This is a genomic window from Nitratireductor sp. J20-h4, assembly GCF_056780505.1.
The window spans coordinates 720585-747382 of the sequence record NZ_CM165557.1 but is presented as its reverse complement, the minus strand read 5'-3'; the positions used below and the strand labels follow the sequence as shown (position 1 = coordinate 747382).

Annotated in this window: 30 protein-coding genes; 12 read left to right on the top strand and 18 right to left on the bottom strand. The window is 66.1% G+C overall.

Annotation, left to right across the window (positions count from 1 at the left end):
• Nucleotides 1–215: 215 nt before the first annotated feature.
• From ACT2B0_RS03620 to ACT2B0_RS03610, 3 genes are all read right to left on the bottom strand, one after another.
• Complete coding sequence (locus tag ACT2B0_RS03620; RefSeq protein WP_473461573.1) at nt 216–971, bottom strand: helix-turn-helix domain-containing protein; 756 nt, start codon at nt 969–971, stop codon at nt 216–218.
• A 448-nt stretch (nt 972–1419) separates the two neighbouring features.
• Nucleotides 1420–2850 carry an FAD-binding oxidoreductase gene (locus ACT2B0_RS03615; protein ID WP_473461572.1) on the bottom strand — a complete coding sequence of 477 codons (1431 nt, stop codon included), beginning with the start codon at nt 2848–2850 and terminating at the stop codon, nt 1420–1422.
• 94 nt (nt 2851–2944) lie between these two features.
• Entirely contained in the window at nt 2945–3898 is a 954-nt protein-coding gene (locus ACT2B0_RS03610; protein WP_473461569.1) for an L-threonylcarbamoyladenylate synthase, read from the bottom strand.
• A 183-nt stretch (nt 3899–4081) separates the two neighbouring features.
• Here ACT2B0_RS03610 and ACT2B0_RS03605 point away from each other — a divergent pair, with 183 nt between their 5' ends.
• Nucleotides 4082–4726: a flagellar biosynthesis protein FlhF gene (locus ACT2B0_RS03605; RefSeq protein WP_473461567.1), complete on the top strand. Its 645-nt coding sequence runs from the start codon at nt 4082–4084 to the stop codon at nt 4724–4726.
• 27 nt (nt 4727–4753) lie between these two features.
• On the opposite strand, the gene glyS is transcribed toward ACT2B0_RS03605, so the two are convergent.
• Nucleotides 4754–7060 carry a glycine--tRNA ligase subunit beta gene (gene glyS, locus ACT2B0_RS03600; protein WP_473461565.1) on the bottom strand — a complete coding sequence of 769 codons (2307 nt, stop codon included), beginning with the start codon at nt 7058–7060 and terminating at the stop codon, nt 4754–4756.
• Nucleotides 7061–7281: 221 nt separating this feature from the next.
• Between glyS and ACT2B0_RS03595 the strand changes: the two genes are divergently transcribed.
• Nucleotides 7282–7464 carry a hypothetical protein gene (locus ACT2B0_RS03595; protein ID WP_473461563.1) on the top strand — a complete coding sequence of 61 codons (183 nt, stop codon included), beginning with the start codon at nt 7282–7284 and terminating at the stop codon, nt 7462–7464.
• Nucleotides 7465–7502: 38 nt separating this feature from the next.
• On the opposite strand, the gene ACT2B0_RS03590 is transcribed toward ACT2B0_RS03595, so the two are convergent.
• Complete coding sequence (locus tag ACT2B0_RS03590) at nt 7503–7775, bottom strand: hypothetical protein (protein ID WP_473461560.1); 273 nt, start codon at nt 7773–7775, stop codon at nt 7503–7505.
• A 104-nt stretch (nt 7776–7879) separates the two neighbouring features.
• Nucleotides 7880–8794 (bottom strand): glycine--tRNA ligase subunit alpha, encoded by a 915-nt coding sequence (locus ACT2B0_RS03585; protein ID WP_473465757.1) that lies wholly within the window; start codon nt 8792–8794, stop codon nt 7880–7882.
• Nucleotides 8795–8999: 205 nt separating this feature from the next.
• Here ACT2B0_RS03585 and ACT2B0_RS03580 point away from each other — a divergent pair, with 205 nt between their 5' ends.
• Both ACT2B0_RS03580 and ACT2B0_RS03575 read left to right on the top strand, forming a co-directional pair.
• Nucleotides 9000–9314: a hypothetical protein gene (locus ACT2B0_RS03580; RefSeq protein WP_473461559.1), complete on the top strand. Its 315-nt coding sequence runs from the start codon at nt 9000–9002 to the stop codon at nt 9312–9314.
• 149 nt (nt 9315–9463) lie between these two features.
• Nucleotides 9464–9769 (top strand): hypothetical protein, encoded by a 306-nt coding sequence (locus tag ACT2B0_RS03575; protein WP_473461556.1) that lies wholly within the window; start codon nt 9464–9466, stop codon nt 9767–9769.
• A gap of 6 nt (nt 9770–9775) precedes the next feature.
• Here the strand turns inward: ACT2B0_RS03575 and ACT2B0_RS03570 are convergent, their stop codons facing one another.
• Both ACT2B0_RS03570 and ACT2B0_RS03565 read right to left on the bottom strand, forming a co-directional pair.
• Nucleotides 9776–11764, bottom strand: a complete 1989-nt coding sequence (locus ACT2B0_RS03570) for a tetratricopeptide repeat protein (protein ID WP_473461554.1) — start codon at nt 11762–11764, stop codon at nt 9776–9778.
• Nucleotides 11765–11905: 141 nt separating this feature from the next.
• Complete coding sequence (locus ACT2B0_RS03565) at nt 11906–12922, bottom strand: polyprenyl synthetase family protein (RefSeq protein ID WP_473461552.1); 1017 nt, start codon at nt 12920–12922, stop codon at nt 11906–11908.
• A gap of 160 nt (nt 12923–13082) precedes the next feature.
• Between ACT2B0_RS03565 and ACT2B0_RS03560 the strand changes: the two genes are divergently transcribed.
• The 6 genes from ACT2B0_RS03560 (at nt 13083) to moaB (ending at nt 16745) form a co-directional block, all read left to right on the top strand.
• On the top strand, nt 13083–13307 hold the full coding sequence (locus tag ACT2B0_RS03560; protein WP_473461549.1) for a putative signal transducing protein: 225 nt from the start codon (nt 13083–13085) through the stop codon (nt 13305–13307).
• Nucleotides 13308–13309: 2 nt separating this feature from the next.
• Nucleotides 13310–14083, top strand: coding sequence for a tRNA1(Val) (adenine(37)-N6)-methyltransferase (locus tag ACT2B0_RS03555; RefSeq protein WP_473461547.1), 774 nt, complete (start codon nt 13310–13312; stop codon nt 14081–14083).
• Nucleotides 14084–14161: 78 nt separating this feature from the next.
• A complete protein-coding gene (locus tag ACT2B0_RS03550; RefSeq protein ID WP_473461544.1) occupies nt 14162–15034 on the top strand; it encodes a S49 family peptidase in 873 nt (290 codons plus the stop codon).
• Between the two features lie 70 nt (nt 15035–15104).
• The gene (locus ACT2B0_RS03545; RefSeq protein WP_473461543.1) at nt 15105–15290 is read left to right on the top strand and encodes a hypothetical protein; all 186 of its coding nucleotides are present in this window, start codon (nt 15105–15107) and stop codon (nt 15288–15290) included.
• Nucleotides 15291–15306: 16 nt separating this feature from the next.
• Nucleotides 15307–16185 carry a 4-(cytidine 5'-diphospho)-2-C-methyl-D-erythritol kinase gene (locus tag ACT2B0_RS03540; protein ID WP_473461541.1) on the top strand — a complete coding sequence of 293 codons (879 nt, stop codon included), beginning with the start codon at nt 15307–15309 and terminating at the stop codon, nt 16183–16185.
• Complete coding sequence (gene moaB, locus ACT2B0_RS03535; protein WP_473461538.1) at nt 16182–16745, top strand: molybdenum cofactor biosynthesis protein B; 564 nt, start codon at nt 16182–16184, stop codon at nt 16743–16745. Before ACT2B0_RS03540 ends, moaB begins: the two co-directional genes overlap by 4 nt.
• 36 nt (nt 16746–16781) lie before the next feature.
• On the opposite strand, the gene ACT2B0_RS03530 is transcribed toward moaB, so the two are convergent.
• Nucleotides 16782–17285, bottom strand: a complete 504-nt coding sequence (locus ACT2B0_RS03530; protein ID WP_473461536.1) for a glycosyltransferase family protein — start codon at nt 17283–17285, stop codon at nt 16782–16784.
• Nucleotides 17286–17420: 135 nt separating this feature from the next.
• On the opposite strand from ACT2B0_RS03530, the gene ACT2B0_RS03525 reads away from it, so the two are divergent.
• Entirely contained in the window at nt 17421–18575 is a 1155-nt protein-coding gene (locus ACT2B0_RS03525; RefSeq protein WP_473461534.1) for a PA0069 family radical SAM protein, read from the top strand.
• 147 nt (nt 18576–18722) lie between these two features.
• On the top strand, nt 18723–19394 hold the full coding sequence (locus tag ACT2B0_RS03520; RefSeq protein ID WP_473461532.1) for a ribonuclease HII: 672 nt from the start codon (nt 18723–18725) through the stop codon (nt 19392–19394).
• A 258-nt stretch (nt 19395–19652) separates the two neighbouring features.
• On the opposite strand, the gene ACT2B0_RS03515 is transcribed toward ACT2B0_RS03520, so the two are convergent.
• The 9 genes from ACT2B0_RS03515 to ACT2B0_RS03475 form a co-directional block, all read right to left on the bottom strand.
• The gene (locus ACT2B0_RS03515) at nt 19653–20132 is read right to left on the bottom strand and encodes a F0F1 ATP synthase subunit B (RefSeq protein ID WP_473461530.1); all 480 of its coding nucleotides are present in this window, start codon (nt 20130–20132) and stop codon (nt 19653–19655) included.
• Between the two features lie 9 nt (nt 20133–20141).
• Nucleotides 20142–20720 carry a F0F1 ATP synthase subunit B gene (locus tag ACT2B0_RS03510; protein ID WP_473461527.1) on the bottom strand — a complete coding sequence of 193 codons (579 nt, stop codon included), beginning with the start codon at nt 20718–20720 and terminating at the stop codon, nt 20142–20144.
• Between the two features lie 69 nt (nt 20721–20789).
• Nucleotides 20790–21014, bottom strand: a complete 225-nt coding sequence (locus ACT2B0_RS03505; RefSeq protein ID WP_473461525.1) for a F0F1 ATP synthase subunit C — start codon at nt 21012–21014, stop codon at nt 20790–20792.
• A 75-nt stretch (nt 21015–21089) separates the two neighbouring features.
• Nucleotides 21090–21839, bottom strand: a complete 750-nt coding sequence (locus ACT2B0_RS03500) for a F0F1 ATP synthase subunit A (RefSeq protein ID WP_473461523.1) — start codon at nt 21837–21839, stop codon at nt 21090–21092.
• A gap of 39 nt (nt 21840–21878) precedes the next feature.
• Nucleotides 21879–22226: an AtpZ/AtpI family protein gene (locus ACT2B0_RS03495; protein WP_473461521.1), complete on the bottom strand. Its 348-nt coding sequence runs from the start codon at nt 22224–22226 to the stop codon at nt 21879–21881.
• 290 nt (nt 22227–22516) lie between these two features.
• A complete protein-coding gene (locus ACT2B0_RS03490) occupies nt 22517–23701 on the bottom strand; it encodes a cell wall hydrolase (RefSeq protein WP_473461518.1) in 1185 nt (394 codons plus the stop codon).
• Between the two features lie 121 nt (nt 23702–23822).
• The gene (gene der, locus ACT2B0_RS03485; RefSeq protein WP_473461516.1) at nt 23823–25256 is read right to left on the bottom strand and encodes a ribosome biogenesis GTPase Der; all 1434 of its coding nucleotides are present in this window, start codon (nt 25254–25256) and stop codon (nt 23823–23825) included.
• Between the two features lie 8 nt (nt 25257–25264).
• Complete coding sequence (locus ACT2B0_RS03480) at nt 25265–25930, bottom strand: tetratricopeptide repeat protein (RefSeq protein ID WP_473461513.1); 666 nt, start codon at nt 25928–25930, stop codon at nt 25265–25267.
• Nucleotides 25931–26065: 135 nt separating this feature from the next.
• The gene (locus ACT2B0_RS03475) at nt 26066–26641 is read right to left on the bottom strand and encodes an NnrU family protein (RefSeq protein WP_473461510.1); all 576 of its coding nucleotides are present in this window, start codon (nt 26639–26641) and stop codon (nt 26066–26068) included.
• Nucleotides 26642–26798: the final 157 nt, after the last annotated feature.

Genomic DNA, 26798 nt, shown 5'->3' with positions numbered 1-26798 from the left:
CTAACACTTTGTGTATTCCATCAAGTTAACTATGTATAAATATTTTGAATAGTCTAAATTAACTTATATTATTCGCTTTTCGATGAATTTTACTCTTATGATGATGAATATTAATCACATTAGCATCAAAATATATTCGGAATTCGAGGACGAGAAATCCCGTTCCAACACGCTGTTCGGCGCTGGCTGATTCTACCGGTCTTGGGGATTGCGGGTCAGGCCGCGCGCAGGCCGCCGAGCAGGTCGACCACGACGGGGTCGAGGGACGGGTCGGTGAGCTTGTAGACGCCGACGGCGGCGATGGCGTCACGCGCACGATAGCTGACCGATGCCGGTCGGATGATGGCAGTGCCGGTTTCAGGCCCGGATTCGGTCAACACAATTGTGGTTCCGATCAATGTCGGCTCCGCATACCCTGCCCAACTGGCGGCGATCAGGCTCGGCTCGCCGACATGCCGCCTGTTGAAGGCGGTGAAGTAGATCCAGTTCAGGCTGGAGGTCACGATACCGTAATGATTGCCGTGGGAACGCGACCAGGCACCGCCGGGGCCCCCTCGCCTGCCCGTCACCCGGCGGAACGCCATGACGTGATCCCGCTTGAAGATGAAGGTTGCCGAACGCATGACGAGATTGGGGCGCGAAGGGACATTGAAATAGGTAAAATAGATCCCCTCGGGCAGGGGCGGCAGCGGACGTTGCGCGAGCAGTTCAAGCATGGTCGCCGGCACGCCGGCCACCGTGGCCCGTTCCGAATCCGGCTGCGCGCTTGGTGGCGTGAAAAGCTGGCGTTCGGAAATGTCGAAATAGGCGCAGAGCTTGCGGGTGTTCTCCGCGCCAGGCAAGGCCTTGCCGTCGAGATATCTGTCGAGCTGGGCGCGACTGATGCCCGTTTCGCGACACACTCTTGCGACCGACCCCACCTGCCGGCAGAGCGCCCCAAGCCGTTCAGCAAAAGCCGAATGTAGCCACATGGCTGACTTATCTAGAGCTGTTTTCCAACATCTCTACGGCGACACTCGATTGCAACGACAAAAAAAATTCAACCCTGACTGCATCATACACGCCCCTGTCGGCTGACCGAAAAGCCCCATTCACGCGCCGGCCAATATGTCCCACCGCCGCCGGCACGCCAAAACCCGGTGCGGTTCCTATCATGAACGGCCTACCCTCGTGATCACCATAATTGAGGATACCCGGCCGATGGGCGGCATCGAAGTGTGGGTTTGTCACCCTTCCTTTTGGCTCTATCCGACAAGGTTTCGTCAAAAGATCGGGCCGCAAATACGTCCAAACGCATTAAAAAAGATGTGCTTCCTATAAAAATTTCGCCGTAATCAATCGAAAATAAAACTAATCGCGCAAAATATTTGCGCGATACGTGCCTTCAGCGAGTTTTTTCGGGCCGTCCGGCAAGAACCATCAAACCAACTTGCCGGGATTCATGATGCCGGCCGGATCGAGCGCGCTGCGCACGCGGCGCATCAGATCGGTCGCCACAGGCGGCGCGGTGGCCACCAGTTCGTCGCGCTTCATCTGACCGATGCCGTGCTCTGCGGAAATCGAACCGCCGAAGGCGCGCACCACATCGTGCACACGGTCGTTGACTTCGCGATAGCGCGCCTTGAAGGCCACGTCCGATGCGCCCTCGGGTTGCGAGACATTGTAGTGCAGATTGCCGTCGCCCATGTGACCGAAAGTGACGAACCGGGCTCCCGGCTCGATGGCGCGCACGGCGCGACCGGCCTCGTCGATGAAATCGGGGATCGCCGCGACCGGCACGGAGATGTCGTGCTTGATCGACACGCCCTCCGCGCGCTGGGCTTCCGACATCGCCTCGCGCAGGCGCCAGAAAGCGCCAGCCTGGGCCAGGCTTTCGGCGATCACCGCATCGGCGGCCAGGCCCTTGTCGAGACCGGCAGATAAGATGTCCTCGATCAGCGCGCGCGCATCCTCCGGCGAGCGCCCCGACGATATCTCGACAAGCACGTACCAGTCGTGCTCGCCCCGCAGCGGGCGGACGGTGCCGGGCACGTGGCGCACGGCGAAATCGACGGCGAGCCGCGCGCAAAGCTCGAAGCCGGTCAGCCCGGTGCCGGCCCGCTCGAGCGCATCGGAAAACAAGGCCAGCGCCTGGCGCGGCGAAGAAAGACCGACCCATGCCACCTCGCGCCCCTTCGGCCTGGGAAAAAGCTTCAAAACGGCGGCGGTGATGACGCCGAGCGTGCCTTCGGCGCCGACGAACAGGTTTTTCAGGTCGTAGCCGGTATTGTCCTTCCTGAGCTTGCGCAGATCGTCGAGCACCTCGCCCGTGGGCAGCACGACCTCCACACCCAGGCACAACTCGCGCGCATTGCCGTAGGCAAGCACACCGGTGCCGCCCGCATTGGACGACAGATTGCCGCCGATCTGGCACGAGCCCTGGGAGGCAAGCGACAGCGGGAACAGCCGGTCGGCCGCATCCGCCGCCTGCTGCGCGGCCTCAAGCACCACGCCCGCCTCGGCAATCATGGTGTTGGAGGCGACGTCGATCTCGCGAATCCGGTTGAGACGCGACAGCGACAACACCACCTGGCGCCCGCTCTGGTCCGGCATTTGGCCGCCGACCAGCCCGGTATTGCCGCCCTGCGGCACGATCGGCGTGCCGGTCTCGCTGGCGAGCTTGAGCACCTGCGAGACCTCATCGACCGAGCCGGGGCGCAGCACGAGCCGGCTGCGGCCGGCAAACAGGCCGCGCGGCTCGGTGAGATAGGGGGAAATGTCCTGCGCAGCGCGCAGCGCGTGGCGCTCGCCGACGATCGCGGCGAAACGCGCGATCAAGCTCGGGGAAAGCAGGGTTTCGTCGTCGCTCATCTGTCGGTCCTGTCCGGTCGGGCAGCGGGGTCGGGCAGGCCGGCGCGGCCGCGCCGGCATCGTGGCGGGACGCTACCGGGCGCAGGCTGCCTTGTCACCGGGGGGCGGCCGCGCGCCGCAGCCTGTCATTGATCGCCTCGCCGAGACCGGTCGCGGGAACGGCTTCGGCCGCGATCACCGACGCGCCCGAGCGGTCGAGCGCCTGCAAATGGGAAAACAGGTTGGCCGCCGCCTCGCGCAGATCGCCGGACGGCGAGAGGTTCAAGACGAGGACGGCCCCGTCGGCGCCCGCGATGCGTTTTGGCCCGAAGGCGAGCAACGCCTCGCCGGGCGCGACCGTGTCTGCCTCGAGCCGCAGGCCGGCCCGCGGCGCGTAGTGCGACCGCATCATGCCCGGCGCCTCAATGCCACCGGCCTCGCCGCGCAGCAGCGGGACGCCGAGAACCGCCTCGATCTCCTCGGCGGCGATGCCGCCCGGACGCAACAGGCGCACGCCGCCGGGCTCGACCTTGACAATGGTCGATTCCAGCCCGACAGGGGTCGGCCCGCCATCGACGACCAGCGCGATCCTGTCTCCCAGATCGGCCTCGACGGCGGCGGCGGTGGTCGCGCTGATGCGGCCGGAGGAATTGGCGCTGGGCGCCGCCAGCGGCCGGCCGCCGGCCGCGATCAGCCTAGCAGCAAAGCCCTGCGGCATGCGCAATCCGACGCTCGCAAGTCCGGCCGTGACCAGCGGATGGATTTTTGCGTCGGGCATGAGCGGCACGACGAGGGTGAGCGGTCCCGGCCAGAAGGCGTCGGCCAGTTTGCCCGACAGGGCGTCGAAGCGGCCGATCCGCTCGGCCATCGCACGGTCGGCGACATGCACGATCAGCGGATTGAAGCGCGGCCGGCCCTTGGTCTCGAAGATGCGCGCCACCGCCGCGCCATTGGTGGCGTCGGCGGCAAGGCCGTAGACGGTCTCGGTCGGCAGCGCCACCGGCTGGCCGGCATGGACCAGGGCGATTGCGCGCGCGAGCGCTATCTCCTCATTGACGATATCGGCCATGAAACGTCCAGACTGGATACGCGGACTGCCTATCCCGCGTACGCGCGCGCGGCAAGTAACCGAGCGTCATCATTTCGTTAATCGGTCGAATGGTACGGTTGGCGCCAACGAGATCGAAGGGCGCATGCCGTAGGGTTTGTGTAGCGTCATAGGGGTTCACGCCGCGTAGCTGGCGGGAGAGTGATGAAGTTTCTGGCAACGGCGGCGATCGCATTGGCACTTGCGACGACGGGTGAGGCGTATGCCTCATCCTTCGTGACGCTCGAGGCCATGCCTGCCGGGCCGTCCCCTTCCATCATCGTCATGGGCGAGCCGGCTCTGGGGGAGCCGCCGGTCGTGCTGGCCGCTCCGGACGCCACCATCAAGACGGCCGCCCTGTCGGAAACCCGCCCGGGCTCCCCGGCCGAGGCCGCCAGGACCCTGTTCGGCGACCGGTCCGATGGCGGTGGCGAGGTCAAGGCCGACCGCGTCGCCATGCTCGCACCCCGGCTCAGCCGGTCGATGATCCTGCTCGGCGCGCCTGCGCCTCCGGCGGCCCGCACAAAACGCGCGGCTGCGCTTTCAGGGCGCCAGCCGGCCATGCCGATGGTGATCCGCGGCGGGCTCGTCGGCAAGGCGTTTCCGGCCGCCGCCACCAGCGCGCCGGTTCCCGTGGAGATCGTAACCGAGCCGCCGCCCAGCCCCGACACTCCGGTGGCAACCGAACGCCGCACAGCGGCCGGAGACAGGCCGGCGCCACCCGGTCCAGATCGCAGGAAGACGCCCGAGCCGCCGGCCCTGCCGCCCGCGCCGCCGCCGCCACCGCCGCCGTCGCGCCAACTGGAATAGGGCGCGGGACGTCCGGAAAGACGCGTCCTAGCCGGCAATGCACGAGAAATCGGCGACCTGGCCGGTCGCGGCGCGGATACGGGCCAGAAGGGCGAGCCGGTTGGCGCGCACGGCCTCGTCCTCGGCATTGACCAGCACTTTCTCGAAAAACGCGTCGACCGGGCCGCGCAGGCCGGCAAGCGCGCGCATGGCGGCCTGATAGTCCTGGTCGGCAAGCGCGGCCGCGGCCTCGGCTTCGGCCGCGACCACCGCGCCGAACAGCGCCCGTTCCTCGCTTTCGGCAAACAGCGCGGGATCGACGCTGCCGGCGACCGCCGTGCCCTTCTTTTCCTCGGCGGCGAGAATATTGGCGGCGCGCCTGGTGCCGGCGAGCAGGTTCTGCCCGTCCTCGCTGTCAAGCAGCGCGCCCAGCGCCTCGACCCGGCGGACGATCAAAAGCAGGTCGTCCGTTTCTGGCGTGATGACCGCGTCGATCAGATCGTGCCGTGCGCCCTGGTCGCGGAGGTAAACCTTCAGGCGGTCGTGGAAAAAGGTCAGCAGGTCGGTCTCGCGCCGCGACTGCGTTTCCGCGATCTCCGGCGCGCGGTTGTGGATATCCGTTTCCATGCTCTCGCCGACTTCCTCGAACACGGCAGCCAGATTGGCCGGGCGCAGCGTCGTGCGGAGCCGCTGAAGGGGGTCGAGTTGGTCGTGAATTAAAGCGTCGAAGGTCTGCCGAGCATGTTCCAGCCAGTTGTGGTGCCAGGCGTCGAGGAGCGACAACCGCACCCCGTTTTCCACCACGATGCGGATCACGCCGAGCGCGGCGCGGCGCAGCGCGTAGGGATCCTTGGAGCCGGTCGGCTTTTCGTCGATCGCCCAGAAGCCGGTGAGCATGTCGAGCTTGTCGGCCAGCGCGACCGCGATCGAGACCGGCTCGGCCGGCACCACGTCGGAGGGGCCGAGCGGGCGGTAATGCGCCTCGATGGCGGCGGCGACCGTCGGGTCCTCGCCCTGGAGCTCGGCATATTTGCGGCCCATCGCGCCCTGCAGTTCGGGAAATTCGCCGACCACCTCGGTCTGCAGATCGGCCTTGGCAAGCACGGCGGCGCGCCGCGCCATCTCGGGCTTCGCGCCGACAATCGGCGCCAGTTCCTCCGCCAGCCGTGCGATCCGCTCCACCCGCTGCCCTTGCGTGCCAAGCTTGGCGTGAAAGGTGACACCCAGATGGTCGAGGCGCGCCATGCGCTGGTCGAGCGGTTTTTTAAGGTCGAGGCCGAATTTTTGCGCCGAGGCTTCCAGTCCGGCGAGATCGGGCAGGTCGGCCTGGTCGGTCTTCCAGAAATGCACCGCGTCGGACAGGCGCGCGCGCACCACCTTGGCATTGCCGTGCGCGATCTCCGCACCGCCGTCCCAGGCCTCGATATTGGCGACCAGCACGAAGCGGTTGGAGAGGTTTTCGGCCTCGCCCTGCGGGCGGGTGACGAAACATTTCTGGTTGGCGCGGATCGTCAGCCGCACGATTTCCGGCGGGATGTCGAGGAATTCCCGCTCGAACTCGCCCATCAGCACGACCGGCCATTCGACCAGGCCCGACACTTCGTCGAGCAGCCCCTCGTCGGCGACGAGATCCAGCCCGGCGGCGAAGGCGAGGTTGGCGGCGTCGGCCTCGATGATCTTCTTGCGGCGCTCGGCATCGAGCACGACCCGGGCCGCCTCCAGAGCCGCGACATAGTCGTCGAAACGGCGCACGGTGATGGGGTCCGGCGCGTGGAAACGGTGGCCATAGGTGACGTTGGAGGCGCGCAGCCCGTCGACCTCGAAGTCGACCACTACCGGTTCCTCGGTCTCCGGGCCGAACGTGCACAGGATCGACTGCAGCGGCCGCACCCAGCGCAGCGCGCCGGGCCTGGCCGAGGCCGCGCCCCAGCGCATCGATTTCGGCCAGGGAAAATTGCGGATCACGCCGGGCATCAGTTCGGCCACGATCGCGTCGGCGGCGCGGCCGGGTTTTTCGATCACGGCGACGTAGAAAGTGCCCTTTTTGGGATCGGTCCTGGTTTCGGCCTCGTCGACCGAGGCCAGGCCGGCGGCGCGCAGAAACCCTTCGATCGCCTTTTCTGGCGCATCGGTGCGCGGGCCCTTGCGTTCCTCGCGCACATCCTTCGAGCGCGCCGTGACACCGCGCATGTCGAGCGCCAGACGGCGCGGCGTCCAGTATTCGCGCGCCGCCTCGTAGGTCAGGCCGGCCTCGACCAGACCGTCGGTGACCAGTTTCTTCAGGTCGCCGGCCGCCTTGCGCTGCATGCGCGCCGGGATTTCCTCGCAACGAAGTTCAAGAAGCAGGTCAGGCATGGGTGCGGCTCGCGGGTGAGGTCTTGAGGCGTGCCGCATAGCAACTCCGCCGGGCCCTGTCACCTGCGGCCGTCACCGGCCGTGGCCATGAACCGCGCCTGAACGCGCCGGCCACGCACGGTTCAGTCCGGTCGTGAAAAAATTCGTCCTCACAGATGAACCTTTGGCAGCGCCGCGGCGACGAAAGGCAAGACACACCGCGAGCGCGAAGGGACAAACCGATGAAAGCCGCTTCCTCGATCCTTCAGGTCCTCGCGCTGAGCGCCTGCTTCGCGGCCAATATGCAGATCGGCACGGAGTTCAAGATGGCGGGGGTGCGCCGCGCCATCCAGACGATCGCGGCAAGCGTCGACATGCCGGCCGGCGCACAGGCCGACATTCTGACCGACGCCGATCAGGGCTGACCCGCCGTCGAGACGACCGCCGTTTTCAAAAAGGAGGTCTAGCGAACGGCGATCAGCAGACAGCGCCGTCCGTCGACCTCGCATCCGGCGCGCGCTTCGCGATTGGCTTGAACCTGGCTGGCGCTGCCCCAGACCGCATGGCACTCGCGCCCGTTTTCCGTTACCGCGAAAGCCTTGAATTGCGGCTTTTTCGAAATCTGCGCCAGCAGCGCCCTGCAGTGATCGCTGGTCACGGGGGTCGCCTCCTGCGCGGCCGCCGCGGAAACGGCTCCAGCAAGCAGAACAAGACCGGCAAGCAGAAGACGTTGCATAATCACCCCATGGCCGTTCGCGGATCGGAGCGCACCCTTGACCCGGAAGCAGGCGAAAATGAGGGGCGACGCCCGCTGAAGTCAGGCGTGGAGCGAAGCGCTGGTCAGGCCGCCGCGCCGCCGGCCTCGGTGAGCAGAAAAGCCTCGCCGCAGGCCTTGGCCAGATCGCGCACCCGCAAGATATAGCTCTGACGCTCGGTGACGGATATCACGCCGCGCGCGTCGAGAAGATTGAAGACGTGCGAGGCCTTGATGCACTGATCGTAGGCCGGCAGCACGCATCGATGCAGTGCGCCCTCGCCCCGCGGCGCGCCGGCGGCCAAAAGCGCCTGGCATTCCTTTTCCGCGTCGTCGAAATGGCGCAGCAGCATGGCGGTGTCGGCATACTCGAAATTGTAGCGCGAATATTCCTGCTCGGCCTGCAGGAAGACATCGCCATAGGTGACCTTTTCGGCGCCCTCGCGACCGTTGAAATTGAGGTCGTAGACATTGTCGACGCCCTGCACATACATCGCCAGCCGCTCCAGCCCGTAGGTCAACTCGCCCGAGACGGGCGCGCACTCGATGCCGCAGACCTGCTGGAAATAGGTAAACTGGGAAACCTCCATGCCGTCGCACCAGCACTCCCAGCCCAGGCCCCAGGCGCCGAGCGTCGGGCTTTCCCAATCGTCCTCGACGAAGCGGATATCGTGCAGCAGCGGATCGATGCCGATCGCCTCCAGCGAGGCGAGATAGAGCTCCTGCAGGTTGGACGGGTTCGGCTTCAGGATGACCTGATACTGGTAATAATGCTGCAGCCGATTGGGATTTTCGCCGTAACGGCCGTCCTTGGGCCGCCGCGACGGCTGGACATAGGCGGCGTTCCATGGCTTGGGGCCAAGCGAACGCAGGGTCGTGGCCGGATGGAAGGTTCCCGCGCCGACTTCCATGTCATAGGGCTGCAGGACCACGCATCCCTTGTCGGCCCAGAACGCGTGCAGGGCGAGGATCAGCCCCTGGAAGGAGCGCGTGGGATGCATATGCGGCTGGCTGGCGGTCACGGAGAACCTCTGTCGGCAGGAAAAGCGCTTCACCTCCTATTGACGCGTCCTGGCAAGGTCAAGCAGCCGGCGGCGATGGAAAAGCGATGGGCTGCGGCACCGGCAAACCGCCGGGACCAGGATGCGGCGGCTTGGATTCGCCGCCAAATGCGATATCTGTAGGGACAGAACGAGGAACCGGCCCATGTTTCGATCCGACCGACGGCCCACGCGCCTGCCAACCATCGCCAGCCTGGCGCTTGCCGCCCTTTTGGCCACCGGCGCGACCGCCGGCGCCAATGGCGCCTGGCCCGACCGCAACAGCAACACGCGCGACGACGTGACGGGCTATCTGTGCGTGACGCCCGACTGCAGCGTGGTGCGGCTGCCGCAGACGAAATGCCTGTGCCAGAAGGAAAATCCCGCCGAGCGCTCGCTGCAGAAACTGCGCCTGACCTGCTCGATCTCGGAAGGCGGACGCTGGAAGGCCTGTCCGGTGAGCCCGCCCTTCGGCAATTGAGGCCGAACCGGCGCGGGTCTTGCGTCGTCGGCCCGGGTTTCGTGCTCGCGACGTTGTGATTGCTTCGTGCTGATCGCCAAGGAGGTAAAGGGCGTAGACTGAGCGGGGCCATGCCGCTTTCGCGGCTCGCGGCCGCCAGGGAGACGACCATGCCTGTGATCGATCCGCTGTCGCGCAGCGTCGTGCGCGCTACCATCGCGGCCCTCGCCGCGCTGATCATCAATACAGCCCCAGCCTCGGCCCAATCGGGTTTCGTCGGCAATGTCAACGACCCGGTCACTGGCTGGCGCTGCGTGACGCCGTTTTGCGACACAATCCGCATGCCGCGCACCGATTGCCTGTGCCAGAAACTCAACCCGACGGAAAAATCGCTGTCGCGCCTGCGGCTGAAATGCGTACCGCCACGCCGCGACCCGCAAAACGCCTGCGCGCTGCCGCGCGGTTTCGGCGGCTGATCGCGATCAGTTACCGGGCAGGATCAGTTCCTGGCCGGGGACGATGTTGGACGGATTGCCGCGAAGCTGCGGGTTGAGGTCGAGAATCTCGATATAGCGTCCGCCGTCGCCGAGCTTTTCGGCCGCGATCGACCACAAGGACTGCCCCGGCCCGACGACGTGGCTGGCTGGCCGCGCGCCGGCGTCGCCGGACTTCGCGGCACCCCGCCCTTCGGGCGCGGGCGCGCCGGTCTCTTCGGATGCCGGCTCGGGCAGGACGATCGGCGGGATTTCGGCCTTTTGCTCTTCGAGCGGCGGCAGTCCCTCGGCCAGCTTGCGTTCGACTTCGACCAACACGTCGGGATCGGGTTTCATGTCGCGCGCATGCGCCCACTGGAAGGTCGCTTCCAGGCGGCGTCCGGCCCGCCAATAGGCATCGCCCAGATGATCGTTGAGGATTGGATCGTCGGGCTTGAGCGAGACGGCCCGCTCCAATTCGGTGACCGCTTCCTCGAAGCGGCCGAGGCGGTAATAGGCCCAGCCGAGCGAATCGACGATGTAGCCGTCATTGGGCCGGCTGGCGACGGCACGCCGGATCAGGTCGAGCCCTTGCTCCAGGTTCATGTTCATGTCGACCCAGGAATAGCCGAGATAATTCAGCACCTGAGGCTGGTCGGGATAAAGCTCGAGCGCCTTGCGGAAATTCGGTTCCGCCTTCTCCCATTGCTTCAGCCGCTCATAGGCGATGCCGCGTTGGTAAAAAACGTTCCAGTCCGCCCGCTCGGGCTCGTCGATGCGCTCGACCGCGTCGTCGTAGAGCAGCGCCGCCTCGCCATACTCCTCCTTGGAGGCAAGCACGCCGCCGAGAGCGAGATAGGCGCGCATGTCGTCGGGATCGTCGCGCAGGAGCTGGCGCAGATGCACCTTGGCCGCGTCGTGCCGGTCGAGATCGGCCAGGTTCAGGCCGAGCTGCAGGCCGGCAATGCGGCCCAGCGGCGAATCGGCAGGCACTTTTTCGTAAAAAGAGATCGCCTCCTCGGCATCGCCCTGCTGCTCGGCCACCTGTCCGAGCTGGACCAGGGCGGCGTCGAAATCCGGCTTCAGCGCGAGCGCGAGCTGCAGATAGATGCGCACGAAGGCTTCCCCGCCGCCACGGTTGAGCGCGGTGCCCAGATCGAGCAGGATTTCGGCCGCGCCATCCGCCGGCGTGGCGACGCGCGCCGGCGTGCCGGCGCCGGTTTCGATATCCAGGCGCAAGGCCACGATCGCCGGACGGTTCGCGGCGAAAGCCTCGGCCCGATCGAGTTCGGCCAGCGCGTCCTGCGCGCGTCCCTGGCGGGCGAGAAGACGCGCATAGGATTCCAGCGCGCGCAGATAGGTATCGGGGGCCGCGCCGGCCGCCGTCGTGTTTTCGGCGAGGCGGCCATAGGCTTCGAGCGCCTCGTCGACCATGCCGGCGGCTTCGGCGATCAAGGCCTCGTGATAGGATTTGAAGACAACGAACCATTCCGGGCCGTCGAGGCCGCGCACATGCGCCAGCCCGTCGGCGGTCTCGCCGGCGCCCTGCAGCGCCCAGCCGGTCATGACGCCGGTAATCAACCGGTCGAGATCGGATTCCAGCGCCAGTTTGAGATAGTTCTCGGCCGCGACGTAATCCTGCTTGCCGAAGGCGTCGATCGCCAGCGCCACGCGTGAAAACCGTTCGACCTGCGGCACGGATTTTAGCTTCTCAGCCAGCGGCAGCGTCGCCTCGAAATCCCCGCGCGAGATCAGCGCCAGAAGAAGACTTTGCTGAAGCGCCTGGTTGTCGCGGTCGAAGGACAGGGCACGCCGGTAATATTTGATCGTTGAGTCGAGATCGTTGTCGATCTCGGCGATACGGGCGGCAAGAAAGGCTCCCGACAGCGATCCGATACGCACCGGCCGGTCATTCGCCGCCAGAAGCGGCGCCGGAGCCGAGGCGCACAGCAACGCCAGCGCCGCAACGCTCCATCGTTTCAAGCCGCTCGACTGCATGGCTATCCTTCCCGCTCGCTGGCCCGCTTGCCAGCCGTAACCGACCGTATCTTCATCCCGACCATGGCATTTTTGAGAGCCATCGTTCAACGGCCTCCCGGCACCGGCAAGGCGCTCGGCGCGCCGCCATTGTCACGCTGGTCAGGATACGCGGTCGATACAGAAATCGATCACTTCGAGAAGCGCGTTTTTTTGCGGCGTCTCTTTCAGGGGGGCGAGCGCATCGCGCGCGATCTCGCCGAAATGGCGCGCGCGCGCTATCGTATCACCGATCGCGCCGTAACGCGACATCAGCCCGCGCGCCTCCTCCAGAGCGCCATCGTCGCTGACGCCGTCCTCGATGCTTTTTTTCCAGAACCGGCGCTCCTCGACCGTGCCACGGCGATAGCACAGGATGACGGGAAGGGTCACTTTGCCCTCGCGGAAATCGTCGCCGACATTCTTGCCTAGGTCGCTGGCTTTGCCGCCATAGTCGAGGGCGTCATCGATCAACTGGAAAGCCAGGCCGAGATTGGTGCCGTAGGAACGCAAGGCCGCGCGCTCGGAGCGCGTCGCCGAGGCGATCACCGGGCCGACTTCGGCGGCGGCGGAAAAAAGCGCCGCCGTCTTGGCGCGGATCACAGCGAGATATTCGTCCTCGGTCGTTTCCAGGTTCTTGGCGGCGACCAGTTGCATGACCTCGCCCTCGGCGATCACCGACGCCGCCGTCGACAGGATATCGAGCGCGTCGATCGAGCCGACCTCGACCATCATGCGGAACGCCTGGCCGAGCAGGAAATCGCCGACCAGCACGCTGGCCTGGTTGCCCCATATGGTCCGCGCCGTCTTCTTGCCGCGTCTGAGGCCGCTCTCGTCGACAACGTCGTCGTGGAGCAGGGTCGCGGTATGCATGAACTCGACGCTGGTAGCCAGCTTGACATGGCCTTCGCCGTCATAACCGAACATGCGCGCGGTCGCCAGCGTGAGCATCGGCCGCAGCCGCTTGCCGCCCGACGAGATCAGGTGATTGGCGACCTCGGGAATCATCTCCACGTCCGAGCCGGCCTTCGACAGGATAAGTTGGTTGACGCGCGACATGTCGTGCGCGGTGAGTTCGATCAGAGGTTTGATCGAGGCCTGGCCTCGCTTGCCCTCGTCCAGTGATACGACTACGCCCACGAAAACTCCCCGGAATTCATTTCGGGCACTGGCGGCCCTACCCCCAATTTAGGGCGCGGCGTGTTCGGCCTGCAAGGGGCGAATTGGCGCGGCCGGCCGCGTCGGATGGTCAGAGCCCGCTTTTGAGGCTACAACACGGCGGTTCAATTGCAGGCGCCCCATGATCGAACTCGTGCGTACCAACGACCCCGTCGTGATCTCGTTCATCGAAGCGTTGTTGCGGGACGCGGGGATCGAGTTTTTCGTCGCCGATCAGAATATGAGCGTGGTCGAAGGCTCGCTCGGCGTCCTGCCGCGCCGCGTTCTGGTCAGTTCCGACACGGTCGCGCGCGCCAGGCGGCTGCTTGCCGACGCGGGCATCGCCGACGAGATCCGCAACGGCTAGCCATGGAGCCCGCCCCCTTCACGATCGACGCGTTCCATCGCGGACGGTTCTTTGTCGTGCAGCCCGCCTGCAGCGGTCACAGAGCGGGCATGGACGCGATGATGCTGGCCGCCGCCGTTCCGGCGGGCTTTGCCGGGCGGCTTGCCGATCTCGGCGCCGGCGCGGGCGCGGCCGGGCTTGCCGTCCTGTCACGCTGCGGCAGCGCGCAGGCGGTGCTGGTCGAGCGCGAGCCGGACATGGCGGCGTTCGCCGAAAAAAGCCTCGCTCTGGCGCAGAACGCAGCACTGGCGGCGCGCGCGCAGGTGCTTGTCGCCGACGTAACGCTTTCGGGCGAGGCCCGCCAGGCGGCCGGCCTCAAGGACAACAGCTTCGATTTTGCGATCATGAACCCGCCCTTCAATCGCGACCGCGACCGGGCCACCCCGCACGCGCTGAAACGCGCGGCCCATGTCATGCAGGACGACACGATCGAGCGCTGGCTGCGCACGGCGGCCGCGATCGTGCGCCCGCGCGGCGGGTTGGGCTTGATCGCACGGCCCGACTCGATCAGTGCTATTCTCACCGCGCTCGAGGGCCGTTTCGGCGCCGCCGAAATCCGGCCGATCCATCCGCGCGCGGACGCCATGGCGATCCGGGTGGTGGTGCGCGCGGTGCGCGGCGCGCGCAAGATGCCGGCGATCGCCCCGCCACTCTTCCTGCACGAAACCGGCAGCGGCGGTTTCAGCGCACAGGCCGACGCCATCAATAACGGCAAAGGCGCGCTGTTCGGCGATTGAGGAGCGTGTGCCGGTAGCGCGGACCATTGCGCAATCGTTTCGGCTCCCTACATGCGATTGAAACTCTGGAGAGCTTTGTTGAGACAGTATCTGCAACCCTTCCTGCCCGCCTCGATGCGCGCCGATGGCGTGGTCATTCCAGTCGTGCGGCTGAGCGGGGCGATCATGCCGGCCGGCAGCGCGCTGCGCCAGACCATGTCGCTGGCGAGCACGGCCGGCATGCTGGAAAAGGCGTTTTCCTTCAAAAAGGCGCCGGCGGTCGCGATCGCGATCAATTCTCCCGGCGGATCGCCGGTGCAGTCGCGGCTGATCTTCAGGCGCATCCGCGACCTGGCCGAGGAGAAAAACAAGAAGGTCTACGTGTTCGTTGAGGATCTGGCGGCTTCCGGCGGCTACATGATCGCGGTCGCCGGCGACGAGATCATCGCCGACCCGTCCTCCATCGTCGGATCGATCGGCGTGGTGTCGGCCAGTTTCGGCTTTCAGGAGATGATCAAGAAGATCGGCGTGGAACGCAGGCTCTACACCGCCGGCAAGAACAAGGCGCTGCTCGATCCGTTCTCGCCGGAAAAGAAGGAGGACGTCGCGCGGCTGAAGGCGCTGCAGCTCGATATCCACGAAACCTTCATCGATCTGGTCAAGGCGCGGCGGGGCGCCAAGCTCGCCGACAATGACGAGTTGTTTTCCGGCATGTTCTGGAGCGGCAGGCAGGGGCTCGAACTCGGGCTCGTCGACCAACTCGGCGACATGCGCTCGTTTCTCAAAGCGCGTTATGGCGAGAAAACACGCCTGCGGCTGGTGAGCGCGCCGCGCGGGCTGTTCGGGCGCCGCCTGAACCTGTTCGGCGTCGGCCAGGGCGGCGGAGACAGCGAGAAAATCGCCGGAGCGCTGGCAAGCGGCGTGGCGGACGCGCTGGAAGAACGCGCGCTTTGGAGCCGGTTCGGCCTTTGAAGCGCCCCACTACGGGGCTATGATTGCCGGTCGAGCAACACAGTCGGGCTTCGAGGGAGGCTGACCAGACATGCCACAGCTGATCTTTTTCGCACTTGTCGGCGCCGTCGCCTATTTCGGCTACCGGGCTTTTCTGCGCGAGGCCGACCGCGTCTCGGCGCGGGTGCGCCGGGCCGAACGCGAGGCCGAGACGCACGCGGCGGGCACGCTGATCAAGGACCCGGAGACGGGCGAATACCGGCCGGCACGCGACTGAGCGGACGCGGGTTTTCATGCGCAGTCCCTCACTCACGGTCCACGCGCCGGCCAAGATCAATCTCGCCCTGCACGTCACCGGTCGGCGCGCCGACGGCTATCACCTGATCGACACGCTGGCGGTGTTTTCGCAGACCGGCGATGTGTTGGAGCTCGCGCCGGCCGCCGCCGACACGCTCGCCATTGCCGGGCCGTTCGCCGACGCCCTGCCCGACGGCGGCGACAATCTGATCACCCGCGCCCGAGACCGGCTGCGCGACGCGTTCCCGCAGGCCCGCGACCGGCGCAGCGCCATTCGGCTGACGAAGAACCTGCCGGTGGCCGCCGGCATCGGCGGCGGCTCCAGCGACGCGGCAGCGACGCTGCGCGGGCTCGCGGCGCTGTGGGAGCTCGATGCCGACGAGGCCGGACTGGCGCGGCTCGGTGTTGAACTCGGCGCCGACCTGCCGATGTGCCTGGCGGCCCGGCCGCTGATCGCGCGCGGCATCGGCGAGGATATCCAACACCTCGCCGACTGGCCGGCGCTGCCGCTGGTCATGGTCAATCCCGGCGTGGCGGTGCCGACGCAAACGGTGTTTGCCGGGCTCGAGCGCCGCGACAACGCGCCCTTGCCTGCCTTGCCGACGCGGCGCGACGGGCAATCGGTGCTGGACTGGCTGGCAAAATGCCGCAACGATCTGCAGGCGGCAGCGATCGCCTTTGCCCCGCGGGTCGCAGAGGCGCTCGACCTGCTGACGGCAAGCGGCGCGCCGCTGGCGCGCATGTCGGGATCGGGCGCGACCTGTTTCGGGCTCTACGACACGATCGAGGCGGCGCACCGCGCGGCGGCCATGATCAAACAAGAACGGCCGGGCTGGTTCGTGGCCGCTGGCGAAACCACGGGATCGAACATATGAGTGCCGGTCGGCTCGACGAAAACCGCCCCTTCATCGCCGTGGGCATCGCGGTCCTGACCGTGTCGGACACGCGCGCGATCGCCGACGACAAGTCCGGCGGGGCGCTGGCCGAGCGTATCGCGGCGGCCGGCCACCAGCTGGTCGAGCGGGCTGTCGTGCGCGACGAGATCGAGACCATCCGCGCCAAAGTCCTCGCCTGGTCGAAGGACGACAGGATCGACGCCATCATCACCACCGGCGGCACCGGCTTCACCGGCCGCGATGTCACGCCGGAGGCCGTCGAGCCGCTGTTCGAAAAGCGCATGGACGGGTTTTCCGAGATCTTTCACCGCATTTCCTACGACACGATCGGCACGTCGACGATCCAGTCGCGGGCCACTGGCGGGCTGGTCAACCAGACCTTCGTGTTCGTACTGCCGGGCTCGCCCGGCGCCTGCCGCGATGCCTGGGACGGAATTTTGAAGGGCCAGTTCGACTACCGGCACATGCCGTGCAACTTCGTGGAGATCATGCCGCGTCTCGACGAACACCTGAAGCGTGGCGGCGGCAAGATGGTGTGAACAAACGGGCGCGGCGACCGCGGGCCGCGTCGACGGTCAGCGTGACGCAAACCCGATCGCAGCATTCAGCCGGCAGCGCCTGAGCCCGCGCGCCACCGTCTCCAACCCGCCCTCCGGCCGGTAGCGCGACAGCGCCTCGGCCTTCGAAACCAGAACGCCATCGGCGAGCGGAGACGTGCGCGCGAAAAGCCGCTTCAGCAGCGGCAGGACGCCACGACGCGCCGGTGAAAACCGCGCTGCCCGGCGCTGGGTACCGACATGGCTTGCGGCCGCCTCCATCCACCCCTCGCCGGGAAGGGCGCCGGGCTCCAGCAACAACAGCCATGTTCCGCGCGCCGCCTCCAGCCCGCGGCCGAGTCCTCCCGGCTCAACCAGGGTGCAGCCGGCATGGTCGCTGATCGTCACGGTGGCGTCGGACGAGCCGCGATCGTGCACGATCACCTCACGCACCAGCCCCTCGACCGCCGCCGGCACAAGCGCAGCCAGCGTAGCGGCCAGCGCGTCCTCGTCGTTCAGCGTCTCGATCACCACGGTCAGCATGCGCCTTCGATACCGCATTGCAGCAAACAAAGCCAACACCGGCGCGCCGGCGATAAAGTTCTTGCTTTGTTCCTCATGCCCAGATAGGAATAGATTCATCGAGAACGACTCGCATCCGACGAGCGGAGACAGATCATGGAGCAGTTCGACCGCGCCGACATGGCGGCCTTTACCGGTGGCGGCGCCGCAATGGCGAACGCGCTGATCGAGGAAACCGGCCTGCGCGTCGACGAAGCGCGACGGCGCGGACGCGCGGCCGGCATCAACCCGTCGGGACGGTTCGAGCCGCTGCGCCGCGAAGTGTTCGACGACGGCTGGGAAACGCTGGAAGAGCTGCCGCCCTTCAAGACCGAGGTGCAGGTGGAAAAGCCGCGCTCGGTGATTACCCGCAACACGTCGCCCGATATTTCCTTCGACCGGTCGATCAATCCTTACCGCGGCTGCGAACATGGCTGCGTCTACTGCTTCGCCCGGCCGACCCATGCCTTCATGGGGCTTTCGGCCGGGCTCGATTTCGAATCGCGGCTGTTTGCCAAGCCGGATGCGGCCAAGCTGCTGGAGCGTGAGCTTTCCAGGGAAGGCTATGAGCCGAAGACGATCGCGATCGGCACCAATACCGACCCTTATCAGCCGGTCGAACGACAGTGGCGCATCATGCGCGAGATTCTGGAAGTGCTGGACGCCCACAATCACCCCGTCGGCATCGTGACCAAATCGGCGCTGGTGATGCGCGACAGCGACATTCTCGCGCGCATGGCCGCGCGCGGCCTGGCCAAGGTCGCGTTTTCGGTGACGACGCTCGACCGGCGCCTGGCGCGCACGATGGAACCGCGCGCGGCGACGCCGACGCGGCGGCTGGAGGCGATGAAGGCCTTGTCGCAGGCCGGCATTCCGGTTTCGGTGATGGCCGCGCCACTGATCCCCGGGCTGAGCGACCACGAGGTCGAGCGCATCCTGGAATCGGCCCACGCCGCCGGGGCCCGCGAGGCCGGTTATATCATCCTGCGCCTGCCGCTGGAGGTCAGCCCGATCTTCAAGGACTGGCTGCTGCGCCATTATCCGGACCGCTACCGCCACGTGATGGCGTTGATCCGCTCGATGCGCGACGGCAAGGATTACGATGCGAGCTGGGGCAAACGGATGCGCGGGACCGGGCCCTATGCCTGGCAGATCGGCCGCCGTTTCGAGATCGCCGCGCGCCGGATCGGTTTCAACCGGGCCAGGCTCGCCCTGCGCACCGACCTTTTCAAACCACCGCCGCGCGCCGGCGAACAGTTGCGCCTGTTCTAGGCGTCGCGCCGGTCGCCATCCTGGCCGGCGTCCCTGTTTCCGTCCGGCTAAGTCCCCCGCCCTAGCCGACGGCCCTTCCCGACCCGCCGCCCCTTCGGGCCGGGAAGGACTTGCGGAGAATCGGGGCGAATGCGAGTTTCGCCGCAAATGGCTCGCTCCCCCGATTCTCCGCTGCTTTTCGCGCTCGCCGACGGCCCCGACTTTGCCCACGAGGAGCGGGCGATGGCGCGCGGCCTATCGCCCGTGTGCGGCGTCGACGAGGCGGGCCGCGGGCCGCTTGCCGGGCCGGTGGTCGCGGCCGCCGTCATTCTGGACCCGGGCTCCATTCCCGCCGGGCTCGACGATTCCAAGCGGCTCACGGCGGCTGCCCGCGCAGCGCTTTACACCGCCATACTCGACAGTGCCCGCGCCGTCGGCGTGGCGAGCCTTTCGGCTCCGGCGATCGACAAGTCCAACATTCTGCGCGCAAGCCTGGAGGCCATGCGCAGGGCAGTGGCCGCGCTGTCGGTCGCACCGGGCTTCGCGCTGATCGACGGGCGCGACGTGCCCCCGGCGCTCGGCTGTCACGCCGAGGCACTGATTAAAGGCGACCAGCGGGCGCAGTCGATCGCGGCGGCCTCGATCGTGGCCAAGGTCACGCGCGACCGCATGATGGCGGCATGCGGGCGGTGCCACGCAGACTACGGGTTCGAGCGCCATATGGGCTACGGTACCCGGATCCACCGCGAGGCGATCGTGCAAAGCGGCGCCGTCGCACGCATCCACCGCCTGTCCTTCGCACCGCTGCGGGCCACAGTCGACAGCACCGCCGAGACATAGCGTTGCCGACCGACGCAAGACTGTCCCGCGCCTGTACCTCCAGACTGCCGGAACGCCCGTCTTATCCGGCGCGGGGCCGGGCCGGCGACGGAAACCGGTCCGTCCCGCTCTTTTCGAGAGAGAGTGTGCGTTGTTCGCCCGCGCGGCCGCGGGTCGCGCCCATGGCCAAGAACCGCTGCCCCGGTTAACCAACAAAAAATGCCGCCGGAGGCGGCATTGTTCAGGTCGTTTCAGACGCTGTTTGCGGTCGACGGAACCTCAGTTGAGCTTCGTCTTGACGTCGGCGAGCGAGCTCTTGAACAGATCGCCCGACAGTTTCGCGTCGACCTTGGACTCCAAGAGCCGGCGCGCCGCTTCCACAGCGATATCGGCCGCCTGCGCGCGAACCTCGTTGACGGCGTCGCGCTCGGCCTGGGCAATCTTCTGCTCGGCCAGCGCGGTGCGCCGCGCGACGTAATCCTCGGTCTTCTGCTTGGCTTCCTCGACCATCAAGGCAGCCTCGTGCTCGGCCGAGGCGACGATGTCGTCGGCTTCCTTCTCGGCTTCCTTACGACGGCGCTGATACTCGGCCAGCACCTCCTGCGCTTCCTCGCGCAGCTTGCGCGCCTGGTCGAGCTCGTTGCGGATGCGTTCGGCACGGTCGTCGAGCGACTTGGCCACCAACCCCGGCACCTTGAGGTAGAAGACGACCGCGAAGAAGATGAACAGGGCAACTGTGGCCCAGAATGTTGCGTCCATCATCGCCTCCTAGCGCGCTGCCTTGACCGCGGCCGCGACTTCAGCCTTGGTGACCGAGCCGCCGCCCAGCGTCTGCACGATGGAACCGGCCGTGTCTTCCGCTATCGTGCCGACATCGGCGAGAGCCGACGCCTTGATCTCGGAAATCCGCGTTTCAGCCCCGGCCAGCTTTTCCTCCAGCTGCGCCTCGACGACACGCCTGGTCTCGTCGGCCTGCGCCTTGGCCGCGTCGCGCGCCTTCTGGCCGATCTGGTTGGCCTTTTGGCGGGCCTCGGCCAGCGCCTGCTCGTAAGCGGCGATCGCCTCGTCCGATTCCTGTTTCAACCGGGCCGCCTGGTCGAGATCCTGGGCGATACGGTCGCGCCGCACCTCCATGATGCCGGCCAGCCTCGGCAAAGCCACCCGCTTCAAGAACAGGTAGAACAGGCCGAACGTGATCGCCAACCACAATATCTGCGACGGATAGGTCGCCGTCTCGAAGGGCGGGAAACCCGCCTCCGCGGCGCCATGACCCGCTTCGGTCGCGGTATGAGTCTCGCCGTTTTCCGCCGGTTGGTCCGACGCGGCGAATGCCGGTGCCACAAACATGGGCATGTCCTGTCACTTTTCAGCCGGCCGCCTGAGGCGGCCGGTCACCCTACGCGTTGGTTTCGGCTCTTAGGTGAAGAGCAGCAGCAGCGCGATGAGAAGCGAGAAGATGCCGAGCGCCTCGGTCACGGCGAAGCCGAAGATCAGGCGGCCGAACTGGCCGTCGGCGGCAGACGGATTGCGCAGCGCGCCGGACAGGAAGTTGCCGAACATGTTGCCGAGGCCGATGCCGACGCCGCCCATGCCGAGACAAGCAATGCCCGCGCCGATTGCCTTAGCTGCATCTACTTCCATTGGGGTACTCCTTCTTTGAAGCTTGGGATCAGGTTGATGTCGAAGAGGGACGCCGCACCGGACGTCCCGGGGTCTTTAGTGCCCGGGGTGGATCGCGTCGTTGAGATACATGCAGGTCAGGACCGCGAACACATAGGCCTGCAGGAACGCGACGAGAAATTCGAGGCCGGTCAGCGCGACCGTCATGCCAAGCGGCAGGATCGCACCGCCAATGCCGACAATACCGAACGCGCTCAGCGAGGTGACGAAACCGGCGAACACCTTGAGCGTGATGTGTCCGGCCAGCATGTTGGCGAACAGACGCACCGAAAGGCTGATCGGGCGCGACAGGAACGAGATGATCTCGATCGCGACCACCAGCGGCAGCAGAACGCCCGGCACGCCACTCGGCACGAACAGGTTGAGGAAGCCCAGACCGTGTTTCAAGAAGCCGTAGACGATGACGGTCCCGATCACCAAGATGGCGAGCGCGAAAGTCACGATGATGTGGCTGGTGACGGTGAAGAAATAGGGAAACATGCCCAACAGGTTGGCGACCAGCACGAACACGAACAGGGAAAACACGAAGGGGAAGAATTTCATCCCCTGCGAGCCGGCCGCGTCGCGCAGCATGTTGGCCACGAATTCGTAGGTCATTTCCGCGATCGACTGCATGCGGCTCGGCACCAGGCCGCGGCTGGCGGTGCTCATGAACAAGAACGCGCCGGCGGCAACGACCGTGGCAACCATGAAGGCGGAGGAATTGGTAAAGGAAAAATCCAGGCCGCCGATCTCGATCGGGACCAGTTTGCTGATATTGAACTGGTGGATGGGATCGCTTGCCACCTGCCTACCCCGCCTTGCTGCTCGCGCCAGTGGCGCCGTTCAGTTCCTGCCGTCCCCGTCGCCATCCTTGCCGGATGGGCGGGAGCCAAATTCCGCCATCTGCCCCGTCGAACGCAGGGCATTGAGAACGCCTGCGCAAAAGCCGAGCAGAAGGAAAATCACGAGACCGAAGGGCGAAGTGCCCGCCAGCCGGTCGATTATCCATCCGATTCCGGCCCCGACCACAATACCGGCAATGAACTCGCTGGATAGTTTCAGCGCATTGCCGGCCCCGGCCAGACCGCCCGACCTGGAAGACCTTTTCTCACCGTCGGTTTCCGGACGCCGCGCCGAAAGGGCAGCCTCCAGTTCCCGTCGCCTGCGATCAAGATCGTCCTCGCGTGCCATCTTCACCTGGATCCCGCACGGGCCGCTTCACGCGGGTCTCACCGAAACCGTATCCGGCGCGTGACCCCTGCCCGCACAATCCCGGCCGGATTGCCCGCTCCAAAGTCGGGCGCACCATAGTGAGGGCGCTACCGGCAGTCAAGCCGCAGTTCGGGCTCTGGCAGCCGCTAAATAAGCAAATTATTTCAAATAGTTAGATTGGTGCGACACTACGTCCGCGCTCGCACATGCCCATGGATCGGCGAATCCGCGGTGCCCGGGCGTGCCGAAGCGGAGAATCCCCCGCGCGTTTAGTTCCAGCCGCCGCCATAGGTGCGATAGAAAACATGCAGCCCGATCTTTTTCATCTTCTTCATCGCGCGGGCCCAGCGCGGCGCCACATAGGTGGCGTGATAATGGGTCGAGGAGCCCACTTCGGAGATGAATATCTTGCCGGCGGTGACGGCCATGGCGATATCCTTGGCGATGCGCCAATGGTTCGGACTTTCGATGCGATCGCGAATGCCGTCGCAGGCAAAGGAGAACTGGCAGCGATTGCGCCAGCTGTCGTTCTGGTAGACGACGCCGCAGACCGAATTGGGATAGGTGGGATTGCGCACCCGGTTCAAGATCACCTGAGCGACCGCGGCTTGCCCCTTCAGGCTCTCGCCGCGCGCCTCGAAATAGATGCCGACGGCAAGGCATTTCTGCTCAGCCTCGGAAAACACGGAGGCAGGCAACGGCTGGCGCATCCACGGATGGTCGCCCTTGGCGACCGGCGGAATGAAGCGGCCGCCCTTGTCGTCCTTCTCCTCGCCGAGCAGGCTGGCGAAGGGCGATTTCTTGGCATAATCGGGTTCGGCCGGGGCATAGGCGGTGGCCAGAATGTCGGCACGGTCGCTGGTGACCAGGCTGGCCAGCATGGCCGGCACGCCGGGGGACGATTTTTCGGCGGCGCGGGGATGGAAAGCAGCGGCGATGGCGATTTCCTTGCCTTTGATGGCTGGTTTGTCGAAGGCCATGGCCAGTTCGGGCTCGGCCACGGGAACCGCGATCATGCTGGTGCGTTCCAGCACCGAACCGGCGTTGAAAGCCTTGGGCGGGGCGACCGGAGCGACATTGATGATGCGACCGCGCTTTTCGCCGCGATTGACGCGCGCCTCGTCGGGCACGTCATTGGCAACGCCGCTCTTGTCGCGGAAGGCAACGGCGCCGAGAGCGTCGGTCTTCATGCCGCCGCCCGAAATCGTGCCGGTCACGGTGTCGTCGACGAAGGGCATCTCGGCCTTGTGCACGGACCCGGCGACCGATCTTTCGATAACCGCGCCCCAACGCACCTCGCGCGCGCCGATGCCGGCGACATAGCTCGCCATGTCCTGATAGGCCGTCTGCGTGGGAAAACCGATGAACAGGCCCGCGGCAACAGCCAGCGAGGGCAGCAGGGTAGGCCCGCGGAACACAGCGGCGGGCAGCCGCGAAACCGACTCTCGAAGCACCAAAACTCTCCAGAACGCCACTCGAACGAATGTGTAAGAGTTTGCGGTTTTATCGTTGATGGAGCGTTAACGGCGGAAATCGGGCTGAATTAGAGCGGACCGGAGCCAGATACGCGGCAGATCATTTCTTCTTGCGCGCCCGGCCGGCGAAGGGATTTTCCGGCGCACGCAACATGACGCGGATCGGCACGCCCGGCATGTCGAAACTCTCGCGAAGACCGTTGACGAGATAGCGCACATAGGATTGCGGCATCGCATCGGGCCGCGAGCACGACACGACGAACCCGGGCGGACGGGTCTTGACCTGGGTCAGATATTTGATCTTCAGCCGGCGGCCGGCGACGGCGGGCGGGGGATGATGGGCCAGCACGCCCTCAAGCCAGCGGTTGAGGCGGCCGGTGGAAATGCGCCGGTTCCAGACCTCGTGCGTGTCGGCGACCGCCTGCATCAGCTTGTCGAGCCCCCGGCCGGTCTCGGCCGAAACCGGCACGGCGCGCAGATCGCGCACCTGAGGCAGGAGCCGGTCGGTCTTTTCGCGCAACTCGGCAAGCAGTTCCTGCGGATCGTCGATCAGGTCCCATTTGTTGAAGGCAAGCACCGGCGCCCGCCCCTCGCGCACGATCAGGTCGGCGATCTGGAGATCCTGCTTTTCGAACGGGATCGTGGCGTCGAACACGACGATCACCACCTCGGCGAAGCGGATGGCACGCAGCCCGTCGGCAACGGAGAGCTTTTCCAGCTTTTCCTGCACCCGCGATTTACGACGCATGCCGGCCGTGTCGAACAGTCGCATCTTGCGGCCGCGCCATTGCCAGTCGACCGAGATCGAATCACGGGTAATGCCGGCCTCGGGTCCGGTCAGCAGGCGCTCCTCGCCGATCAGCGCGTTGATCAGCGTCGACTTGCCGGCATTGGGCCGGCCGACGATGGCGATGCGCATCGGCTTGGTGGCGTCGTAGGCGGGAATCTCGTCCTCGTCGGCGTCATGGACGTCCTCACCGACAAGCGCGGCCTCGGCCTCGCCAGCCGCGTCGTCCTCGTCCGGGCCGAACACTCTGTCCTCGCCGAGCGCGGCGATGATCGCCTCGCGCAGGTCCGGCAGGCCCTGGCCGTGCTCGGCCGAGATCGGCACCGGCTCGCCAAGCCCCAGGCCCCAGGCCTCGTGCAGACCGGATTCGGCGCCACGCGCCTCGGCCTTGTTGGCGATCAGCACGATCGGCTTGCCGAGCCGCCGCGCAACCCGGGCGAAGGCGTCGTCGTTGGGCGTGATGCCGGCCTTGGCGTCGATCATGAACAGGACCAGGTCGCAATCGGCGATGGCGCGCTCGGTCTGCTGGCGCATGCGGCCCTCGAGCGAATCGTCGATGACATCCTCAAAGCCGGCCGTATCGATGACCTGGAAGCGCAGATCGTATAGCCGGGCCTCGTGCACGCGCCGGTCGCGCGTCACGCCCGGCGTGTCGTCGACAAGGGCGAGCTTGCGCCCGACCAGCCGATTGAACAGCGTCGACTTGCCGACATTCGGCCTGCCGACAATGGCGATGGTGAAGGACATCGCGGCGGTCAGGACGCGTCGCCCGACCCACGGATCAACTCGGCCATGAGCTTGGCGCGCTCCTGCGCGTTGCGCGGCGCGGCCGTGTCGTCCGCGATCTGGTCGAACAGCGTCAACGCGTCGCTCGGCTTGCCTTCCTTCCAGGCGGCCAGGCCGAGCGCCTCTCGCGCGGAATGGCGCAGTGTGTTGGTCTCGGCCGTTAGCGGCTCCACGCGTGCCGACACCTCGTCATAAGCGCCATGATCGACCAGAAGCAGCGCGGCGCGCAGCCGGGCCATGTCGCGGATCGAGCCGGGAATCGAGCTGTCACCGGCGACCGCGTCGAACGCCGCGACCGCACCGTCATGATCGCCCTTTTCGGCCAGGACCGTGGCCGCGCGCAACCGGGCGAGCACGGGATAAGCGCCATAACCTTCCTGTTCGAGCTTCTCGAGCGCGGCAAGGGCCTCGTCGTTCTGGCCCTCGGAGGCGAAGGTCAAAGCCTCGGAAAAGGCGTCGCCGGAGCGACTGGCCTGGGCCTGGGTCCAATAATTCCAGCCAACAATGCCGGCAGTGACCAGCACAACAAGGACGGCCACGCCAAGGATGAGAGGCCCGTAGCGGTCCCAAAGCGCCTTGGCCTGATCCTGGCGCAGCTCTTCGGAAACCTCGCGGATGAAACTGTCGTCCGACATCGATGTGTTACCGTTGTTCGGCCCGCCACGCGCGACGAGCGATTGCGCACGCCTTTTAGCGAAAATTCCGGCTTATGGAAGGCATGTGACGAATTTTGCCGTTTGGCGATCACCAATCCGGCCGTCGGCTGCCGGTCAGGTGGTGGCGATCGGCACCGCGCCGAACAACCACAGATGCAGTTTCCACACGAAGAGCACATAAAGCACGAGGCCCGCGGCGACCGCGATCGCATCGTTGAACACGGGCCCCGGCGCCGGGGGCGCCTCGCCGCGGCGCTTGACGGAAATGCGGTCGAGAACCGCCCAGGCCAGAAACGAGCCGAACAAAAGCAGCGAGGCCAGGTCGCCATTGGCGAGCAGATGCGCCAGAGCCCACAGCTTGACCGCAAGCAGCATAGGGTGCTTGAGGACCGGCTTCAGACGGCCCGCCGGCAGCGCGAACACCATGATGGAAACGAAGGCGAACAGCATCAAAAGGGCGGCCAGATGCTTGAGCCAGACCGGCGGCTCGTAAAGCACCGGCGCCCCGGCCCAGGCCAGGCCATACCCCCACACGATCAAAACGAAACCGACCACGGAGACCAGAGAATAGGCCCCGCGCCACGGACCATGGCCGAGCGCATCGCGTTTGCGGTCCCGCCATGCCGGCGCGAAGACACGCACCGAATGCACCCCCAGGAAAAGGACAAGGCCGAGAATAAGGACGAGCATCAAAAAAACTCCGAAAGCGCCGTAGGCCGGCGATGATCGGCCGGACCCTAACGCGCGGCGGCGCTCTTGCAAAACGATTTGAGCGGCGCGACCGCAGAGCTGCCACATTCACCGGCCACCGGTGCCGGCTTCGACCCGCCGCTCGTTTTTGCAAGAA

Bases quoted from the DNA above. Each gene is read 5' to 3' on its own strand.
- ACT2B0_RS03620 (WP_473461573.1), bottom strand. From the start codon at position 971: ATGTGGCTACATTCGGCTTTTGCTGAACGGCTTGGGGCGCTCTGCCGG.
- ACT2B0_RS03615 (WP_473461572.1), bottom strand. From the start codon at position 2,850: ATGAGCGACGACGAAACCCTGCTTTCCCCGAGCTTGATCGCGCGTTTC.
- ACT2B0_RS03610 (WP_473461569.1), bottom strand. From the start codon at position 3,898: ATGGCCGATATCGTCAATGAGGAGATAGCGCTCGCGCGCGCAATCGCC.
- ACT2B0_RS03605 (WP_473461567.1), top strand. From the start codon at position 4,082: ATGAAGTTTCTGGCAACGGCGGCGATCGCATTGGCACTTGCGACGACG.
- glyS (WP_473461565.1), bottom strand. From the start codon at position 7,060: ATGCCTGACCTGCTTCTTGAACTTCGTTGCGAGGAAATCCCGGCGCGC.
- ACT2B0_RS03595 (WP_473461563.1), top strand. From the start codon at position 7,282: ATGAAAGCCGCTTCCTCGATCCTTCAGGTCCTCGCGCTGAGCGCCTGC.
- ACT2B0_RS03590 (WP_473461560.1), bottom strand. From the start codon at position 7,775: ATGCAACGTCTTCTGCTTGCCGGTCTTGTTCTGCTTGCTGGAGCCGTT.
- ACT2B0_RS03585 (WP_473465757.1), bottom strand. From the start codon at position 8,794: ATGCATCCCACGCGCTCCTTCCAGGGGCTGATCCTCGCCCTGCACGCG.
- ACT2B0_RS03580 (WP_473461559.1), top strand. From the start codon at position 9,000: ATGTTTCGATCCGACCGACGGCCCACGCGCCTGCCAACCATCGCCAGC.
- ACT2B0_RS03575 (WP_473461556.1), top strand. From the start codon at position 9,464: ATGCCTGTGATCGATCCGCTGTCGCGCAGCGTCGTGCGCGCTACCATC.
- ACT2B0_RS03570 (WP_473461554.1), bottom strand. From the start codon at position 11,764: ATGCAGTCGAGCGGCTTGAAACGATGGAGCGTTGCGGCGCTGGCGTTG.
- ACT2B0_RS03560 (WP_473461549.1), top strand. From the start codon at position 13,083: ATGATCGAACTCGTGCGTACCAACGACCCCGTCGTGATCTCGTTCATC.
- ACT2B0_RS03555 (WP_473461547.1), top strand. From the start codon at position 13,310: ATGGAGCCCGCCCCCTTCACGATCGACGCGTTCCATCGCGGACGGTTC.
- ACT2B0_RS03545 (WP_473461543.1), top strand. From the start codon at position 15,105: ATGCCACAGCTGATCTTTTTCGCACTTGTCGGCGCCGTCGCCTATTTC.
- ACT2B0_RS03540 (WP_473461541.1), top strand. From the start codon at position 15,307: ATGCGCAGTCCCTCACTCACGGTCCACGCGCCGGCCAAGATCAATCTC.
- moaB (WP_473461538.1), top strand. From the start codon at position 16,182: ATGAGTGCCGGTCGGCTCGACGAAAACCGCCCCTTCATCGCCGTGGGC.
- ACT2B0_RS03530 (WP_473461536.1), bottom strand. From the start codon at position 17,285: ATGCTGACCGTGGTGATCGAGACGCTGAACGACGAGGACGCGCTGGCC.
- ACT2B0_RS03525 (WP_473461534.1), top strand. From the start codon at position 17,421: ATGGAGCAGTTCGACCGCGCCGACATGGCGGCCTTTACCGGTGGCGGC.
- ACT2B0_RS03520 (WP_473461532.1), top strand. From the start codon at position 18,723: ATGGCTCGCTCCCCCGATTCTCCGCTGCTTTTCGCGCTCGCCGACGGC.
- ACT2B0_RS03515 (WP_473461530.1), bottom strand. From the start codon at position 20,132: ATGGACGCAACATTCTGGGCCACAGTTGCCCTGTTCATCTTCTTCGCG.
- ACT2B0_RS03510 (WP_473461527.1), bottom strand. From the start codon at position 20,720: ATGTTTGTGGCACCGGCATTCGCCGCGTCGGACCAACCGGCGGAAAAC.
- ACT2B0_RS03505 (WP_473461525.1), bottom strand. From the start codon at position 21,014: ATGGAAGTAGATGCAGCTAAGGCAATCGGCGCGGGCATTGCTTGTCTC.
- ACT2B0_RS03495 (WP_473461521.1), bottom strand. From the start codon at position 22,226: ATGGCACGCGAGGACGATCTTGATCGCAGGCGACGGGAACTGGAGGCT.
- der (WP_473461516.1), bottom strand. From the start codon at position 25,256: ATGTCCTTCACCATCGCCATTGTCGGCAGGCCGAATGTCGGCAAGTCG.
- ACT2B0_RS03480 (WP_473461513.1), bottom strand. From the start codon at position 25,930: ATGTCGGACGACAGTTTCATCCGCGAGGTTTCCGAAGAGCTGCGCCAG.
- ACT2B0_RS03475 (WP_473461510.1), bottom strand. From the start codon at position 26,641: ATGCTCGTCCTTATTCTCGGCCTTGTCCTTTTCCTGGGGGTGCATTCG.